Below are 18,775 nucleotides of genomic sequence, written 5' to 3'. Positions count from 1 at the left end.
CTTATTCCCCCTCTATGGTGAAATTGCCTTCCTCATCCACCTCTAGGGTCAATGCTTTTCCCCTAGGAAGCCGTGAAAATCTAATTCTTTTTTCTATAGATTTCTTAGGAGTATTGATATAAAATTCTGCTAACCCTACATCCCTAACTGTAAGCTTATATACCCCTTTAGGTTCAAAACATATATGCCAGTTATACTTCCCAAATACATCATAACTTTTCATCCGCTTATTCCTGTCAAGGACTACAATTTTTTTATCTGTAATAACACTAAGATAAGATACAGCTTTTTCTAAAAAAGATGGGGAAGGTTTTTCTCTGACACCCAAGATTTCACCCAAATACGGGATCGAGTCCTTTAAAAGCCCTATATGACTCGTATTTAAAACAATTTCTTTCCCCTCTATCCCTAAAGCGCTCTTTTCTAAAACCGTCCCATCCCCCTTCCAATCTCTTATAACCCCTACAGGCTTCCCATCTGGCCATATAACATCATTTTCCGTTTTTTCTACCTGAATAAACTTATTGGTGTAAACTCCCTCCCCTGCAACAAGATAAATCTCTTTCACCCTCTCATAAAGGACATCTGCTTTTTCATTTAAGTCGTTGAGAAAATCGTTGATCACCTTCATATGTTCTATATCTTTAAAAAGAATTCTTTCCCCTTTATCAGAATACATAAAAATATAATTGCCATACCCCTTTGATGGCATTAATTCCTTTACAGAAGGAATGTACTTCCTTATTATAGTGACAGCGTCCTTTTCTCCTTTTATCTTAGAAAAAATCCACAAAAAACCTTTAAAAAGCATATTCACGAGGTCATCATCATCGGGCGGCACTGTTCCTCCTTCCCATCCATAATAAGCATTGGCAGCTCCGAGATTAGGCGTACCCAAAAGTATCAGCTTATCCACATCGTCGCGGTACTTATCACTCTGGATATAGCTTCTAGCTAAAAGTCCTCCCATACTGTGACACAAAAGGTCCACTTTGTTTTTTCCTGTCTTTGCCTTCGCTTCGTCTATAGCAAGTATAAGCCTGTCAACAACATCAGGTATTCTTTCCCACCACTCATAATAACTTACGAACAAATTCTTGTTTTCCACAAAACCAAGTTTTCCTAGCTCTTCTATAAAAGGCCCATATGCATAAAAAGCAGGTCCAAAACTCCAGATTTTACCTAAAGGAGTAGGGGTAAAAATGGAACCGAAAATTCCGTGTAAAAAAACTACAGGATTCCCCATATATACCACCCTCATATAATTTAATAGGTAAAAGACCTATTAAATTATATGAGGAAAATCACAAAAGGTTATTTTTTTAAAAAAAGTTCTGCGATAACCAAGTCCTCAGGAGTAGTTATTTTAATGTTTTTGTAATCTCCCTCCACCATTTTCACTCTAACACCCATTCTTTCTACAAGCACACTGTCATCCGTACCCACATATCCCTCTTCAAAAGCCATTTTATGGGCTCTTATAATAAGCCCTTTTTCAAATACCTGAGGAGTTTGAACAGCCCACAAAATTCTCCTTTCAGGAGTATCCAAAATAAAATTATCTTGATCCACCATTTTTATCGTATCTTTAACAGGAACACCTACCACGGCCGCTTTGTAAATATATGCTTCTTTTATAGCCCTCAATATGACCTCTTTGCTAACCAAAGGCCTTGCTCCATCGTGAATAGCCACGATTTCACAATCATCACCTACTGCATTAAGCCCATTGTAAACGGAATGCTGTCTTTCTTCTCCTCCTTCCACAACTTTTATAGGCTTGCGCCAATGAAATTTTCTCAGTACATTCTCAGTAAAGTACCCTAACTCCTCTGTAGAGACAACCACTATTATCTCTTTTATCCACTCCACTTCATCAAAAGTTTTGATAGAGTAGTAAACTACTGGCTTACCAGCAATCGTAAGATAAACTTTGTTCAAGCCTTTGTTCATCCTTGTACTTTTCCCAGCAGCTAATACTATTGCGCTCACCTTCATTTTCTTATCCCTCTTAAAAATTATAATCCACATCCCAATTATACCATTTTTAAAACAAAAAAACACAGGAAACCCTGTGTCAAATCGCCTTTTCTTGTTCTGCTTGTTTTGGCTTCGCAAATATCATCCTTCCTGCTGCTGTCTGTAATACACTCGTTACTACTACTTCAATAGTGCTTCCTATATATTTTTTCCCTCCATCTACTACAATCATGGTACCATCATCTAAATATCCTACCCCCTGGCCTGCCTCTTTACCCTCTTTGATTATTTGAACTACCATTTCCTCTCCAGGAAGGACAATAGGTTTTACTGCATTTGAAAGCTCATTTATATTAAGCACGGGCACCCTGTGAAATTCTGCTACTTTATTTAAGTTATAATCATTTGTTATTATTTTCCCTTTCATCATTTGAGCCAATTTCAGAAGCTTAGTATCTACTTCTGCCGCGTCTATGTGTTTGTCAACTATTTCTACTTTTATATTGAGCTCATTTTGTATCCTGTTTAAAACATCTAATCCCCTTCTCCCTCTATTTCTTTTGAGAGTATCAGAAGAATCGGCGATATGCCTTAGCTCTTCTAAAACAAAAGAAGGTATTATAAGGGGGCCCTCTATAAAACCAGTTTTGCATATGTCAAATATTCTCCCATCTATAATGACGCTGGTATCTAAAATTTTCGGTATGCCGGCATATTCATTTTTGTTGCCCTTCTGTGGTCCCAACTTTTTCATAAAAGAAAAAACATTTAAAAGTTCTTCTTTTTTCTTGAGAGAAATCCTTATTCCCAAATAGCCAAGAAATAAATTTAAGAGTATTGGCACAATTTTCCCAACCACCAAAATCGAATAAAGAGGAGCGCTTAATAAATTAGCTACTATGAGCCCTATTATAAGTCCAAAGGCTCCTATTAAAATTTCGTCAATCGGCATATTTTGCAACTTGGTTTCAAGCCACTGTTCAAAATCCCTTCCCCACTTTATGAAAATAGGCGATATTATATAAAATATGATTCCGCCTGCTAAAGTTCCTACCCCATATATCACCAAGGTAGTCATATAAGGCAGTTTAGCCGGCATAAGGGTTTGAACTACATTCAAGCTCAGGATGAATTTGACAAATTCAAACCCCAGCGCTAATCCTAATATACCTATAATTCCTCTTGAAATTTTATAAAACACCGTTTCACCTCCCATTTTATATTATTGGCTAATTTTAAAAATATTATAAGCAAACTGGAAAAATTTTTTCCAAAATTTTTATCTGAATAACAAAGGGCTTACCTTCAGTATACTACTTATGAGGAGCAATTGTCAATTTATGTGTTAGGTGACAAATGATTAAAATTGCAATTAATACTATGAAATGCCATTCTAAATATTGACATAAAGCTTCTTTAAGTCTATAATAAAATCAAGAAAAACCTAAAAAGAACGGGAGTGGACGAAAATGAAAGACATTATCGTGGACGATCTCCAAAACACAGTAGATGAATATCTTTTACGCCATAGAAGTATAATAGATATCCTCACAAAAATCCAAGAAAGCAGTGCTAGGATAAATAGAGCAGTAGCAAAATCCGTAACCGAATGCGGTTGCATAAGGATAAATGCTAGTAAACAGGAAACTCCTCCTGATGCCACCCTGGAAGATGCGCGTAAATACTTCAAAACCCACGTAGAAGGTCAGCTTTGTGAAAACTGTAAAGAAGTTTTAGAAACCGAAATAGGCAATAACATCTTCTACATAATAGCTTTGTGTAATGTATTAGGCCTTAATTTCTACGACATACTTCTTAAAAAACACAAAGAATTAAATACCCTGGGAATTTTCAATATGTTGTAAGAAGCGCCTTTTACGGCGCTTTTATAATTTCCTTATAAATTCCATTACTTCTCTTATGTCTTTGACTTTTAAAACCTCAATTCCCTCTTCTTTGACTCTCATAGAAGGCACAAAAACCTTTGAAAAACCCATTTTTTTCGCCTCATTAATTCTTTTATCGATACTCCCCACACCTCTAACCTCTCCTGCTAAACCCACTTCTCCAATAAAACAGATATCCTCTGGAAGAGGCTTATCATAATACAAAGAAAGCAATGAAGCTACGACTCCTAGGTCTGCCGCAGGTTCCTGGATTTTTATACCACCTGCCACGTTCACATATGCATCGAAATTCGAAAAATTAAGTCCTAACCTTTTTTCCATTACAGCAATAAGCAGGATGAATCTGTTATAGTCAAAACCTGTCGCCATTCTTCTGGGCATTCCAAAAGAACTATGGCTCAAAAGCGCCTGAACCTCCATTAAAATAGGTCTAGTACCCTGGAGTGAAGAAACAATCGCGGTACCCGGAACCCCTTTAGGCCTGCTTATAAGGATAAACTCTGAAGGATTGCGAATCTCCTCAAGTCCATTATCCTGCATCTCGAAAACTCCTATCTCGTGCGTAGCTCCAAACCTATTCTTAACTGCTCTCAAAATCCTGAAAGAATGGCTGGAATCCCCCTCCAAATACAAAACCGTATCCACCATGTGTTCCAACACTTTAGGACCAGCAATAGCCCCTTCTTTCGTCACATGCCCTATCAAAAAAATGCTTATATTCTTTTCTTTTGCGAGCGCCATGAGTTTTTGAGAAGAATATCTTACCTGAGAAATACTCCCAGGCACCGTCTCACTTTCCTCCGTATACATCGTTTGAATAGAATCAACTATTACAAAATCTGGCTGTAATTCTTCAATCTTTTCCTCTATTACATCTATATTTGTCTCGCACAAAAGATACAAATCCTGCTTGTCTTTCAGAATCCTATCGGCTCTCATTTTAATTTGCTGGGGAGATTCTTCTCCTGAAACATATAAAACCGTGAATCTTTCCGAAACATTCCCTGCTACCTGAAGCAAAAGAGTAGATTTACCTATGCCCGGGTCACCTCCTATCAATACGAGTGACCCTCTTACGATACCTCCCCCCAATACCCTATCAAATTCTTCGATCCCTGTCTTTATTCTGTTTTCCTCGGAAGAAGCAATTTCTCTTATCAAATGAAAACTTTTGCCACTCTTGTTCATGACCCTTTTTTCTTTTGAATCCAAAACAATCTCTTCTTCAAAAGAGTTCCAACTTCCACAATTAGGACATCTCCCAAGCCATTTACTGCTTTCAAATCCACATTCCCTACATACAAATTTTGTAGCACTCTTTTTCATCTTGTCACCATCTTTCAAAAAGTCTGCTCGTCTAAATTATACCATTTATGCACTCCCATTTAAAGTGAAATAAAGAAGCAATATGTTCAATCCAATTACAAAAAAAGCAACTAGAATTCCCGCTGTCTTTTCTAAAAAAGTATTCGTAAATTCCCCCATAAACTTTCTGTTAGACGTAATCAAAAGAAGAGGAATAATAGCCATAGGCAACTCAAAACTTAACACCACTTGGCTTATAATAAGACTTTTTAAAGGGTCTATTCCTAAAATAATTATTGTGATAGCTGGAATCATTGTAATAAGTCTTCTTAAATTGAGCGGAACATTAAACCCTACAAACCCTTTCATTATCGTTTGCCCTGCCATAGTTCCCACTGCCGAGGAAGAAAAACCTGACGCTAAAAGCGCGATGCCAAAGGCCCAACTAGACAAAGTTCCTAATAGCGGCTCTAATGTTTTATGAGCTTCTTCTATAGACTCGATTACAATGCCGTTTTTATAAAAAACTGCCGCTGATACTATAAGTATAGCCGCATTTATTATAAAGGCTACATTCATAGCTACAAATATGTCTATTTTCTCCATCCTTAAGTGCTCTTTTTTGGCTTCTTCACAACCCTCATTGTTTCTGTACTGCACTAATTGAGAATGAAGATATATGACGTGAGGCATGACAGTTGCGCCTAGGACCCCAACAGCAATAAGCATAGCATCTTTATTTGGAATAGAGGGAACCATGGTGTGATAAAAAACCCTTCCCCAATCCGGCTTTGCGATAAAAAGCTCAAAAGCATAAGCAAGGCTTATTATCCCAACCAGTGTAGAAATAATTAACTCCACCAGCTTTTGACCATATTTTTCCACATATACTATGACAAACGTGACCACCCCAGTCAATAAAGCTGCATATCCCATAGGAATCTTAAAAAGAAGATAAAGTCCTAAAGTAGCTCCCAAAAATTCTGCAAGGTCCGTAGCCATAGCTGCCAGCTCTGCCATTATCCACAAAAACCAATTCCACTTTCTTGAAAACATCACACTACACATCTCAGGCAAATTACGACCCGTAGCAATACCGAGCTTTGCAGACTGTATCTGCAAAAATATAGCTATTACATTGCTCCAAAGTATAACCCATATTAATTTATATCCAAAAAGAGAACCTCCACTTATATTTGTTGCGAAATTTCCTGGATCTACATAAGCTACACTGACAATAAAAGCAGGACCTGCGTATTGTAAGAATTTTTTAAACCCAATGGAAGAATATAATTTATTTCTTCTATAAGGTGTAAATTCCCTCATCTCCAATTTCATCCCCTCCAAATCCAAAAAGCGCATTCCCTCACTCTATTAAAAGTATGCTACTTCCTTTGTTCTTGTGAAAATAAAAATAAAGGCCTAGCCTTTTTTGACTAAGCCTTTTCTACCACATCTTTTTTAACAAATTTTATTTTACCGTCTTCAGCAGTTACAATAAGCTCATCCCCTGGTTTGACTTCTCCCTGAAGCATCAACTCAGACAGCTGATTTTCTACAATTCTCTGTATAACTCTTCTTAAAGGCCTTGCACCGTAGTTGGGGTCATAACCCTGCTTGATTATCTCTTCTTTAGCTTCTGGAGTAAACTCAAGCTTAATGTTGTTCTCCTCAAGCCGCTTATTGAGCTCCTTTATCATTATATCGGCAATCTTTTCAATATGCTCTTTTGAGAGCGGATGGAAGACTATTATCTCGTCTACCCTGTTCAAAAACTCGGGTCTGAAAGTTTTTCTAAGCTCTGCCATAAGCGTCTCTTTAATCTTCTCAAAAGAAGCTTTATCTTCTTTATCCTGTGGCATAAATCCAAGCGTAGTCTGCTTCTTCAATAATTCTGCTCCTACGTTGGATGTCATGATTATTACCGTGTTTTTAAAATCCACTGTCCTTCCCTTAGAGTCGGTCAGTCTTCCGTCTTCTAATATTTGTAATAATATGTTGAACACATCTGGATGTGCCTTTTCTATTTCATCCAAAAGTATGACTGTGTAAGGTCTTCTCCTAACCTTTTCTGTAAGCTGTCCTCCCTCTTCAAAGCCTACGTAACCAGGTGGAGAACCTATGAGCTTTGAAACTGTATGCCTTTCCATGTACTCTGACATGTCCAATCTTATCATGGCATTTTCATCACCAAATAAAGCTTCTGCCAGAGCCTTTGAAAGCTCTGTTTTACCTACACCTGTAGGACCCAGAAATATGAAGGAACCTATAGGTCTCTTCGGGTCCTTAAGCCCTACCCTCGCCCTTCTTATCGCCTTTGCTACGGCTTCTACTGCTTCATCCTGCCCTATTACTCTCTCATGCAATATTTCTTCCAAGTGCAAGAGCCTTTCTGACTCTTCCTCCGCTAATTTTTTTACAGGAATCCCAGTCCACATAGATACAACTTGCGCTATTTCTTCTGGACCAACGCTTTTTTCTTCAGAAAGAGAGTTCTGTTGCCATTTAGCCTTCAATTCTTCTAATTGTTCTCTCAATTTTTGCTCTTCATCCCTTATTTTTGCAGCCTTTTCATACTCTTGAGTCCTTATAGCCTCTTCTTTTTCCTTTATGAGGTCGTTGATTTTATCCTCCAACTCCTTTATTTCTGGAGGAGCCGTTACAGTCTTTAACCTAACACGAGAAGCAGCTTCATCTATTAAATCAATTGCTTTATCTGGCAGGAATCTATCCGTAATATACCTGTGGGAAAGTTTTGCTGCTGCTTCCAATGCCTCATCAGTAATTTTAACTCTGTGGTGGGCTTCGTATTTATCTCTTAACCCTTTAAGTATTTCAATCGTCTCTTCTACAGTAGGCTCTTCCACCATTATGGGCTGGAACCTTCTCTCCAGTGCCGGATCCCTTTCCACATATTTCCTGTATTCGTCCAATGTAGTAGCTCCAATCACCTGAATTTCCCCTCTTGCTAAAGCAGGTTTTAAGATATTAGAAGCATCTATTGCACCTTCGGCAGCCCCAGCACCTATTAAGGTGTGCATCTCATCTACAAAAAGTATGACATTGCCTGCTTTTATAACTTCGTTTATAATAGTCTTTAGTCTGTCCTCGAATTCTCCTCTATATTTCGTACCGGCAACTATAGAAGCCAGATCCAGGGTCACTACTCTTTTGTCTTTAAGTATCTCAGGTACTTCTCCTTCCACAATCTTTTGCGCCAACCCTTCAACAATAGCAGTTTTACCTACTCCTGGCTCTCCAATGAGAACCGGATTGTTTTTCGTTCTTCTACTCAAAATCTGGATAACTCTTTCAATTTCTTTTTCTCTTCCTATCACAGGATCAAGCTTTCCATCTCTTGCAAGGTCTGTCAAATCCCTTCCAAATTGATTGAGAGTGGGAGTATTTGTACTTTTAGTCTTCGAAACTTTAGAAGGACCAGCTGCCGGTTCTTCATTCAACATCTTTACAATTTCTTCTCTTACCCTGTTAAAATCTATTCCCTGTTCCATCAAAATCCTTACGGCAACTCCTTCTCCCTCTCTTAAAAGCCCGAGCAAAATATGCTCCGTACCTACGTAACTTGTATTAAATCTCCTTGCCTCACTCAAACTCAGCTCTAAAACCCTCTTTGCCCTTGGGGTATAACCTACTACATCTCCGGGAACATTGCCCATCCCAATCAAAGAAAGCACCTTTTCCCGTGTAGCCTCATAAGTAACACCCAATTTTTTTAAAACCCTTGCAGCAATCCCTTCATCCTCTTTAAGGAGCCCTAACAGGATGTGCTCTGTTCCGACATAGTTATGATAAAAAGACCTCGCTTCCTCTTGAGCCAAATAAAGAGCTTTTTGGGCTCTTTCCGTAAATCTACCAAACATAGCCATACTAACACCTCCTAAAGTTATTGTTTTTTGTAAAGCTGTCGGGACACGTATTCGGCTCTTTTAACATCTCTTTCATAGGGGTCAAGAGGCTGACCATAAATTTTCTGAAGATTAGCAGGCTGGATCTGGGTGGTAAGCCTATCAAGAACATCTAAATCTACATCTATTATCCCCAGCACAATGCCTAACCTCACATCAGACATCAACTTCATATATTCATTAGTAGACATTACCTTAGCATTTGAAAGAATACCAAAAGCCCTTCCTACTCTATCTTCTATCTGTATCCTTTGTTTTTTATAAAGTTCTTCTCTGGCTTTCCTCTCACTGGAAATTATTTGTTTGGCAACCCCTTTAATATTTTCTATTATTTCTATTTCGCTCTGCCCTAGAGTAACCTGATTAGAAATTTGATATATATCTCCCAAAGCCTGCGTACCTTCTCCATATATTCCTCTTACAGCCATTCCTATTTTCGAAACAGAATTTAAAATATTGCTTATTTGACCAGTTATCGTTAGAGCGGGAAGATGAACCATAACTGAGGCTCTTATTCCTGTTCCCACATTTGTAGGACACGAAGTTAAATACCCTATCTTTTCGTCATAAGCGTAGTCAATCGTCTCTTCGATCAAATCATCAATCTTATCTGCCATATCCCAGCTCTCGTCCAGTCTAAATCCTTGAAGAATGCACTGTATCCTCAAATGGTCTTCTTCATTTACCATGATGCTTACAGTATTGTCGTCTTTTATAAGAACGTAACCTGTCTTTATATTCTGGGAAAGATCTGGACTTATAAGGTGCTTTTCAACCAGTGCCTGTCTATCTAAAGGAGTCAATTTTCTCATTTCATATTCTGTAAATTGCGTAGATAGTATAGTATTGCTACCTAATATGGCTTTTCTGGCAAGCTCAATGACTTTCCTACCCTCTTCTTCCGTCATTATTGTCGGAAAAGAAATATCTTTAATATTGCGAGCTAATCTTATTCGACTAGATAACACCACGTCTTTATCATATTGTATCATGTTACCACCTACTTTCCTAGTTCTTTCTCCAATTCCTTGATTTTATCTCTAATCTCTGCTGCTTTTTCATAAGCCTCCTCTTTTATAGCCTTTTCAAGCTGTTGCCTCAATTCCTCAATCTTTCTTCTAACCCTCATTTTACCTCCAGCTTTTTTAGGAATTTTCCCTCTGTGCTCGGTGCTACCGTGTATTCTACGCATGAGTGGGTTTAATTCTTCTGCAAAAGCCGTATAACAATGACTGCAACCCAATCTCCCTATTTTTTTGAAGTCTTCATAAGTCATTCCACAGCGATCGCATCTTAGGGGCTTCTTTTCAAACTCCTCCATTCCAGGGAGAAAATCCATCAACCCAGAAAGAAGATTTTGCACTGAAAAAGGTGTAAAACTAGCAAAAACTTCTGTATTCAAAATTCCCTCTTCAGCAGCACATTGCTCGCAAAGATGCATCTCTGTCTTCACACCATTCACTATCTTTGTGTAGTGAACGGTAGCAGGCCTTATTTTGCATTTATCACACATCATAAAAATCCCTCCTTTACTTGTGGCGGGCAATTTCCATTAAAAAAGCCTTCAGAAGTACTGCCCTTAGAGCATTTTTCTCTTCCTGTGAAAAAGGAAGAACCTTATCGTTCATCACTACTTTCATCAAACGAGCTTCCCTTTGGGTTATAAAATTATGATCTAAAAGCGCATCAATATAGTACTTTGCTTTACTTTCAGAGATGCTATCTCCTACACTTTCAATAATTTGATTTATCCAGTTATTTGAAACAGAAGTCTTATATATCTTTATATAGCCACCGCCACCTCTTTTACTCTCTATTATATAACCCTTATCTATGGTAAAGCGCGTCTCTAAAACATAGTTTATTTGTGATGGCGCACAGTTAAAAACATTTGCTAATTCATTCCTCTGTATCTCCACATAATGTTTGCCTGCTTCTTCCATTAACTCTTTGATAAAATTCTCAATTAAGTCACTAAGCCGTGCCATACTCATCACCACATTTCTCGTGTATTTTACTTTGACTTTCTTTGACTTTCAGTTATATTTTTTCACTTTTCTTCTTTCTCGTCAATTTGTTTTTTAACTTAAAACAAGCCATTTTTACTAAGTTTTTCATAGGTTAATAAAAATATCTCTATAAATCTAAAATTTTCTTCAATTTTCATTCATTTTCATAGTTTTCTTCTCCTTCGTTCAGAACTTCTTGGTCTTCTTCCTGGCTTAAGAGGTTAGAAAGACTGTTTTTATTCCTTATGTTTTTTTTGTTCGTAACCTCATAGACCTCTTCTTCAAAAAATCCTGAACGAAGTGATTTATAAAGTTTGCCTTTGAAAAATCTTTGACTTCTTTTCATATCCAACACCTCTAATCAAATCTATTAATTTTAGAAACGCCCGTACTAACTGCTTCTTTTGCCACAGCTTCAGCGACATTTTCAACTACTCTCTTATCAAAAGGCTTTGGCAGTATATAATCGCAAGAGAGCTCATCCTCCAAAACAGTATTAGCTATAGCATAAGCTGCTTTAAGCTTCATGCTTTTGTTTATGGTAGTGGCTCTCACTCTCAATGCCCCTTTAAAGACACCGGGAAAAGCCAGTACATTATTGACTTGGTTGGGAAAATCTGATCTGCCCGTCCCCACCACGTAAGCCCCTGCTTCCTTTGCTTCATCTGGATATATTTCGGGCACAGGATTAGCTAAAGCAAATACAATTGGCTTTTTATTCATCCTCCTTATCATTTCCTTTGTCAAAAGATTGGGGCCCGACACTCCTATGAAAACATCAGCACCTTCTAAAGCTTCCTTCAAAGTTCCCTTAACTTTTTTCTTGTTAGTAATCTTTGCAATCTCCTGCTTTGAAGGGTCTAAGCCTTCTCTTCCTTCATATATGATGCCACTCCTGTCACAAACTATTACATCTTTTACTCCGGAATCAATTAAAAATTTAGAAATGGCAATACCTGCTGCTCCAGCTCCATTTACCACTACTACAATTTCAGTGAGAAATTTTTTTACAATTTTCAGGGCATTCACCAAAGCAGCAAAAGTCACTATAGCTGTCCCATGCTGGTCATCATGGAACACAGGTATATCCAGCATTTCATCGAGTCTTTTCTCTATTTCAAAACAACGAGGAGCAGAAATATCCTCAAGGTTAATCCCTCCAAACGCTGGAGCTATGTTGAAGACCGTTTTTATTATTTCATCTACATCTTGAGTAGCAAGACATATCGGAATGGCATCAATTCCTCCAAACTCTTTAAACAAAACTGCCTTGCCTTCCATAACAGGAAGTGCTGCATAAGGTCCTATATTTCCAAGCCCCAATACTGCAGAACCGTCAGTAACTACTGCGACTATACGTTCCTTCACAGTATATTCATAGACTAGCTCCTTATTCCTGCTAATTTCTTTGCAGGGCTCTGCTACATAAGGAGTATAAGCCAAAGAAAGGTCTGTTTCGCTTTCTACAGGTATCTTACTTACAACTTCTATTTTCCCCTTGTTTTTTCTATGTAACCTCAAGGCTTCCTCCCTTAAGTCCATAAAATCCTCCTTGATAAAAAGGGTTTTCTTATATTATACCTTATTTTCTTTCAAGAAAAAAGAAGCCTGATCAAGCAGGCTTCAGGCTTCTTCCTTTTCTTTTAACTTCTTTCTCTCTTCTATTATTTTTTGTGCCACGTTAGGTGGAGCCTCTTCATATCTCGCAAAAGTCATCTTAAAATCTCCTCTTGCCTGTGTTAAAGACCGCAAATCCGTGGCATATCTGTTCATCTCTGCTAAAGGCACTTCTGCCGTGATTATCTCCATCCCTCCGTGAGCTTCCATTCCAAGTATTCGCCCTCTTCTCTTGTTCAGGTCCCCTATGATGTCTCCCATATATTCTTCAGGAACCACCACTTCTACTCTCATTATAGGTTCTAAAAGCACCGGATTTGCTTGCTCCATACCTTTTTTAAACGCAATAGAGGCTGCAATCTTAAAAGCCAACTCTGAAGAGTCTACTGGATGATAAGACCCGTCCACCAGTGTAGCTTTAATATTAACAACGGGGTATCTAGCCAGCACTCCTTCTTTCATGCTCTCCCTCAAACCCTTTTCTACTGCTGGGATGTACTGCTTGGGAACCGCTCCGCCAAAAATCTTGTCCTCAAACTCAAATTCGCTGTTAGGATTTGGTTCAAACTCTATCCATACGTGCCCGTACTGACCATGTCCACCCGTCTGCTTTTTGTGTTTACCTTCAACTTTAACTTTACCTTTTATTGTCTCTCTGTAAGGAACAATAGGGTCAGAGAGAGTGCATTCTACACCGAATTTACTCGAAAGCTTTTTAGAAATCACTTCAATGTGCTGTTCACCCATTCCGTAAACTATCACTTGCCCCGTTTCAAGATTTTTCTCTACTTTAAAAGTAGGATCTTCTTCCTGTAGCCTTTGAAGCCCATTGCTTATCTTTTCTTCATCTCCCTTAGACTTCGGTTCAATTGCTAAAGCCAGATTAGGAACGGGAAATTCGATGGACGGGAGAACCACAGGATTAGATGGGTCGCACAAAGTATCTCCTGTGAGAGTAACCTGTAGCTTAGATACTGCTCCTATATCTCCAGCAACTACCTGAGAAACGGGTATTTGCTTTTTCCCTCTTAAAAAGAATATCTGTGAAATTTTTTCTTGAACCTTCTTATTAGTATTAAAAAGGACTGTATCTGGCTTCAAAATCCCAGAGACTACTTTGAATATTGAAAGTCTTCCTACATAAGGGTCTGCTATCGTTTTAAAAACTATTAAAGAAAGAGGCCCTTCTTCTTTGACCTTTTCCCCCTCTCTTTCAACCTCTAAAGGTGAGGGCAAAAACTCTATTATCGCATTAAGTAAATTATCTACCCCTATATTTTTAAGACTAGAACCACAGAAAACCGGCATTAAATCTCCCATTCTAACGCCAGCTTTTATCCCCTCTTTAATTTCCTCTAAAGTAAACTCCTCACCACTAAAATACTTTTCCATCAAACTTTCATCGTTTTCAGCAATATTTTCAATTAACTCTTCTCTGGCAGACAGCACTTTATCCACTAAATCGGCAGGGATATCGGTCTCTTTCACACCTTTATCATCGTAAACGTATGCCTTCTGAGTAATAACGTCAACATATCCTGTAAAGCTTTGCTCTTTCCCTATAGGAAATGCCAAAGGGATTACTCTATTCCCGAACTTCTCTCTTAACTGGTCTAACGTCTTGAAGAAATCTGCATTTTCTCTATCCATCTTGTTTACAAAAAACATGATAGGCAATTTATTCTTTTTAGCTAGGTCAAAGACTTTCTCTGTTCCAACCTCTACTCCTGATGCGGCGCACACAGGTATCACTACGCTGTCTGAAACCCTCAAACCACTCATCACTTCCCCGTAGAAGTCAAAATACCCCGGCATGTCTAATATGTTAATTTTAAAGTCTTTCCATTCAATAGGAATTACAGAAGTAGAAATAGAAATCTGTCTCGCAATCTCCTCTGGGTCGTAATCGGAAACCGTTGTGCCATTCTCTACTCTTCCCATTCTATCGATAGCCTTTGTGGTAAAAAGAAGTGCTTCTGCCAGTGTAGTTTTTCCAGCTCCCCCATGGGAAACTAATCCTACATTCCTTATTTGGCTAGTTTTGTAATCCTTCATAATTATCCCCCTGTTCTTAAGCAAATAGTCTTTAATATTTATTATTCTATACATTTTGAGATTTTCCTTTATTTTTTTGATAATTTTTTAATAAAAAATCTCCGGCAGAGCCAGAGATAGTTTATTGACAAAGTCCTTCTTATTTAAGTGGCATTTTGTGTTAATGCTTGTAAGTCGCATTTACACACAAAATGCCACTTCTTTATTTTGTCAACAGTCTGAATCTCTTGCAAAGCCAGAGACTCAGGCAATGTCTCTTATCACATCCTTCATCATTCCCTCTATTTCTCTCGCTTCCGACATATTCAAGGCTTTTTCTGCAATTTCTTTTGCTTTTTCATACTCCACATTTCTTATTATGTTCTTAATCTCCGGTATGGAAGTTGCGCTCATGGAAAATTCGTCCAACCCCAACCCCAAAAGAATGACAGCTGCAAGAGGATCTCCAGCCATCTCACCGCACATAGCGGCAAATTTCCCTTCTTTATGGGCGGCGTCAATTACCATCTTTACAAGTCGCAAAATAGCCGGATGGAAAGGCTGATAGTATTCCTTTACGTGTTCGTTCATCCTGTCGACTGCAAGGGTGTACTGGGTTAGGTCATTAGTCCCTATGCTGAAGAAATCTACTTCCTTAGCAAGAATATCTGCAGTCAAAGCCGCAGAAGGAATTTCTACCATTATTCCCACTTTTATCTCCTTATCGTATTTTACTCCTTCTCTATCAAGCTCAGCTTTTACCTCTTCTAAAATAGAGTTCGCCTTTCTCACTTCCTCTATAGATGAAATCATGGGATACATTATCTGTACATTTCCATAAGCGCTTGCTCTTAAAATAGCCCTTAATTGAGTCTTGAAAATATCCGGTCTATCCAAACAAAGCCTTATAGCCCTGTATCCCAAAAAAGGATTCATCTCTTTTGGCATATCAAGGTAAGGAAGCTCTTTGTCTCCTCCTATGTCCAGTGTCCTTATAGTGACAGGCCTTCCTCCCATTTTTTCTACAACTTCCTTATAAGCTTCAAATTGCTCTTCTTCACTGGGGAGATTTGTTCTATCCATGTATAAAAATTCTGTCCTAAAAAGCCCTACTCCCTCTGCTCCATTAGCCAATGCTGAGGCTACATCTTTAGGAGTGCCTATATTTGCTGCCAACATGACTTTCTTCCCATCGGGTGTTTCTGCAGGCAAATCTTTTATCTGCTTTAATCTTTCCACCTTTTTCTCATAGCTCTCTTTTTTGCTTTTGTAGTCCTCTACAGTCTTTTCATCAGGATTTACAATTACAACCCCTTCTAATCCGTCTACTATAACGAGGTCCCCGGCTTTGACCTGAGAAGTCACATTGCCTAAGCCCACAACTGCAGGGATCTCAAGAGACCTAGCCATTATAGCCGTATGTGAAGTCCTTCCCCCCACGTCTGTAGCAAACCCTAAAACCATTTCTTTCTTCATAGTAGCTGTATCTGAAGGAGTAAGGTCTCTCGCAATGACCACAACCTCTTCTTCAAGGTCAGAGAGATTGACACTTTTTACCCCCAATAAATTTTCTATTATGCGATTGCCCACATCCCTTAAGTCAACGGCTCTCTCTTTTAAATACTCGTCATTCAAACTTTCCATCACAGAAGCATTTTGCTCTATAACTTTATTGACTGCGTTATCAGCTGTAATAAGCTCTGTCTTAATCATGTTTTCTACCCCTTCAATAAGTTCGGGGTCACTTGCTAACATCAAATGCGCTTCAAAAATTTCCGCCTTTTCTTTGCCAAGTTCTTCCAAAGCCTTTTCCTTGATTTTCTTTATCTCTTCCTGTGTAACTTCTAAAGCCTTTCTAAATTTTGCAATTTCTTCTTCCACTTTCGATTCTTCAATTTTTTCTACATTTATTGTCACTTTTTCTTTAGTATACAAAAAAGCTTTACCTATAGCTATTCCAGGTGATGCCGCAACTCCTTTTAACATTTAAAAAAACCTCCCCGAAATTAGTTCTAAGGTTTATTATAGCACAGTTTTCACTTCAATGCGAAACTTTTGCACAAGGATAAAACAAAAAAGCCAAGAAAAAATTCCTGGCTTCTAAACTTCATATATGGCAATTTTATTTCTGCCCTTGCTTTTTCCTCCCGCGTATAAAGCTCTATCTGCATGGCTTACAAGCTTTTCTGCAGAATCAGCTTTACTCGGATAATCAGCAACTCCACCTGTTATTGTAATGTATATGTCTCCTTTTTCAGTTTTTATAGGTTTGGAAGAAACCTCTGTCCTGATTCTTTCTGCGATCATATAGGCTTGCTCTGCTGTAAGCTTTGGCAAAATCACAGCAAATTCTTCTCCGCCAAATCTCGCTACAATGTCACCGCTCCTCACATTGTTTTTTATGCGCCTTGCCACTTCTTTTAACACCTCATCGCCAATCAAATGCCCGTATGTGTCGTTTATCTGCTTAAAATTGTCCAAATCAAACATTATAAGACTTACAGGTTCATTGTTTTCATCTGCTCTCATTATATTTTCCATAAGAGCGTCGTTAAAGTAGCGCCTGTTATAAGTTTTTGTAAGGGGATCAGTTATAGACTTTCTCGTTACTTCGTAATACTTTTTGGCGTTTGTTATTGCTACAGAAGCCTGATCTACAATGATTTCTATGATTTTTACTGAATCGTCATCAAATGCATTAGTTTCAACATGCAATATCAAAAGACATCCTATAGGCACTCCAGAACTTCTTAACGGTGCTGCAATCAAGCTTCCGTAAGTAGCAAAAATTTTTTCCCTATCCAAGCTTTTATCTTCCTTTAAATTCTTTATTGCAATTATCTTATTAGAAGATATTACCCTTCCTACTAATCCCTCACCTTTAAAATAGCTTTCTCTAAATCCTTCCTTCCCTTTGCCATCGACGGCTTTAACTAGAGTCGCGATTCCGTTAGGATCTGTCAAATATATAGCTGCTGCAGAAACAGCTACAACTTGAGAAACAACTTCTATTATGGTATCCAATATCTGTTCAAGCTCCAATTTAGAATTTATCATTTTTACCATTTCGTATATAGCATTTAGCCTTTTGTTTGCCTTAATTAAATCCCTCACCATCCTAAAAACATAGGCTATAAATATGAGGGGAGTAAGAGATACTATAAAAAACAGCAAACTGTGCTTAAAATATACATAAGCAAGTAACATAGCCGCTGGTACCATTAACACATATGTGCCAAGTTCCAAAAGCACACTTTCATTCCAGTATTCTTTAAATAGTATTTTCCCTTGCACTTTAAGAGCGTAGTAGAGTATAAAATTATTTATTAAAAAACTTACAATAACATAAACTAAAATGTACTTGGCTTGAGAAATGGAAATATCACCGATTTTCCCTCCCATAAATTCATACAACCAGCCTGCAGGAAGGTAAGACAGCGCAAACATAGCTCCATTTAAAAAGCCATTTTTTATCTTCCTTCTCATTACGATAGTATCAAACATTACAGAGGCCACCATCAACGTAGCTGCTCCCACTGTACCAAAAATCAAAAAGGCTGCGATTCCAATACTCGGGCTTAAAGAAAGTTTTATATCTGTATACATTATACCAAGATTATCCAGGATAATAGCAAATATAAGTAATATTAAAAAAAGTCTAAAATCTATTCCCAATCCATAGTAATAAAGTGCAAAAGCAAAAATTAATCCCCCTGTAGCGATAAGAGCAGTATTGAAAAGGTACTCTCTGTACTTTCCCATACTAATCCCCTCGTTTTTCCGAATTATATAAGTATTCTACATTTATTTTAAAAATCCTTCTTACGCTTACAATTGTTTACGACTTCTGTCAGAGGAAATTGTACCACAAATACCCATCGCAATATGTCGAACCGTGTAACATGTGTAAAAAAATTTAGGTCCCCTTTTGACAAGGGGACCTCAGACTGTTGACAAAATATCGGGAACCCGTTATGATGAGAAGGGTTCCTTGTTT

At 38.0% G+C, this 18,775-nt stretch carries 15 protein-coding genes; 1 reads left to right on the top strand and 14 read right to left on the bottom strand.

Features of this window, described 5'->3' with window-relative positions:
• Position 1: 1 nt before the first annotated feature.
• The 3 genes from ACPLVE_RS03485 to ACPLVE_RS03475 form a co-directional block, all read right to left on the bottom strand.
• A complete protein-coding gene (locus ACPLVE_RS03485) occupies positions 2–1,246 on the bottom strand; it encodes an esterase/lipase family protein (RefSeq protein WP_424609864.1) in 1,245 nt (414 codons plus the stop codon).
• Between the two features lie 68 nt (positions 1,247–1,314).
• Entirely contained in the window at positions 1,315–1,998 is a 684-nt protein-coding gene (ispD, locus tag ACPLVE_RS03480; RefSeq protein ID WP_424609862.1) for a 2-C-methyl-D-erythritol 4-phosphate cytidylyltransferase, read from the bottom strand.
• A 79-nt stretch (positions 1,999–2,077) separates the two neighbouring features.
• A complete protein-coding gene (locus ACPLVE_RS03475; protein WP_424609860.1) occupies positions 2,078–3,181 on the bottom strand; it encodes a PIN/TRAM domain-containing protein in 1,104 nt (367 codons plus the stop codon).
• Positions 3,182–3,449: 268 nt separating this feature from the next.
• Here ACPLVE_RS03475 and ACPLVE_RS03470 point away from each other — a divergent pair, with 268 nt between their 5' ends.
• Positions 3,450–3,845, top strand: coding sequence for a DUF1573 domain-containing protein (locus ACPLVE_RS03470; protein WP_424609859.1), 396 nt, complete (start codon positions 3,450–3,452; stop codon positions 3,843–3,845).
• Positions 3,846–3,866: 21 nt separating this feature from the next.
• Here the strand turns inward: ACPLVE_RS03470 and radA are convergent, their stop codons facing one another.
• The 11 genes from radA to ACPLVE_RS03415 all read right to left on the bottom strand — a co-directional run bounded on the left by radA (position 3,867) and on the right by ACPLVE_RS03415 (position 18,540).
• Positions 3,867–5,213, bottom strand: a complete 1,347-nt coding sequence (radA, locus tag ACPLVE_RS03465; protein ID WP_424609970.1) for a DNA repair protein RadA — start codon at positions 5,211–5,213, stop codon at positions 3,867–3,869.
• 45 nt (positions 5,214–5,258) lie between these two features.
• A complete protein-coding gene (locus ACPLVE_RS03460; protein ID WP_424609968.1) occupies positions 5,259–6,518 on the bottom strand; it encodes an Nramp family divalent metal transporter in 1,260 nt (419 codons plus the stop codon).
• A gap of 110 nt (positions 6,519–6,628) precedes the next feature.
• Positions 6,629–9,079 carry an ATP-dependent Clp protease ATP-binding subunit gene (locus ACPLVE_RS03455; protein ID WP_424609857.1) on the bottom strand — a complete coding sequence of 817 codons (2,451 nt, stop codon included), beginning with the start codon at positions 9,077–9,079 and terminating at the stop codon, positions 6,629–6,631.
• A 17-nt stretch (positions 9,080–9,096) separates the two neighbouring features.
• The gene (locus ACPLVE_RS03450; protein WP_424609855.1) at positions 9,097–10,110 is read right to left on the bottom strand and encodes a protein arginine kinase; all 1,014 of its coding nucleotides are present in this window, start codon (positions 10,108–10,110) and stop codon (positions 9,097–9,099) included.
• Positions 10,111–10,118: 8 nt separating this feature from the next.
• Positions 10,119–10,634 carry a UvrB/UvrC motif-containing protein gene (locus ACPLVE_RS03445; RefSeq protein WP_424609853.1) on the bottom strand — a complete coding sequence of 172 codons (516 nt, stop codon included), beginning with the start codon at positions 10,632–10,634 and terminating at the stop codon, positions 10,119–10,121.
• A gap of 13 nt (positions 10,635–10,647) precedes the next feature.
• Positions 10,648–11,112 carry a CtsR family transcriptional regulator gene (locus tag ACPLVE_RS03440; RefSeq protein ID WP_424609851.1) on the bottom strand — a complete coding sequence of 155 codons (465 nt, stop codon included), beginning with the start codon at positions 11,110–11,112 and terminating at the stop codon, positions 10,648–10,650.
• A 169-nt stretch (positions 11,113–11,281) separates the two neighbouring features.
• A complete protein-coding gene (locus tag ACPLVE_RS03435) occupies positions 11,282–11,473 on the bottom strand; it encodes a hypothetical protein (RefSeq protein WP_424609849.1) in 192 nt (63 codons plus the stop codon).
• A gap of 11 nt (positions 11,474–11,484) precedes the next feature.
• A complete protein-coding gene (locus ACPLVE_RS03430) occupies positions 11,485–12,669 on the bottom strand; it encodes an NAD(P)-dependent malic enzyme (protein ID WP_424609848.1) in 1,185 nt (394 codons plus the stop codon).
• Positions 12,670–12,750: 81 nt separating this feature from the next.
• Positions 12,751–14,799, bottom strand: coding sequence for an elongation factor G (gene fusA / locus ACPLVE_RS03425; RefSeq protein ID WP_424609847.1), 2,049 nt, complete (start codon positions 14,797–14,799; stop codon positions 12,751–12,753).
• Between the two features lie 243 nt (positions 14,800–15,042).
• The gene (ptsP, locus tag ACPLVE_RS03420; protein ID WP_424609845.1) at positions 15,043–16,764 is read right to left on the bottom strand and encodes a phosphoenolpyruvate--protein phosphotransferase; all 1,722 of its coding nucleotides are present in this window, start codon (positions 16,762–16,764) and stop codon (positions 15,043–15,045) included.
• A 114-nt stretch (positions 16,765–16,878) separates the two neighbouring features.
• Positions 16,879–18,540: a GGDEF domain-containing protein gene (locus ACPLVE_RS03415; protein WP_424609843.1), complete on the bottom strand. Its 1,662-nt coding sequence runs from the start codon at positions 18,538–18,540 to the stop codon at positions 16,879–16,881.
• Positions 18,541–18,775 lie beyond the last annotated feature (235 nt).

Source organism: Caldanaerobacter sp. (genome assembly GCF_049701115.1).
Taxonomy (GTDB): domain Bacteria; phylum Bacillota; class Thermoanaerobacteria; order Thermoanaerobacterales; family Thermoanaerobacteraceae; genus Thermoanaerobacter.
This window is presented reverse-complemented; position numbering and strand designations above follow the sequence as displayed.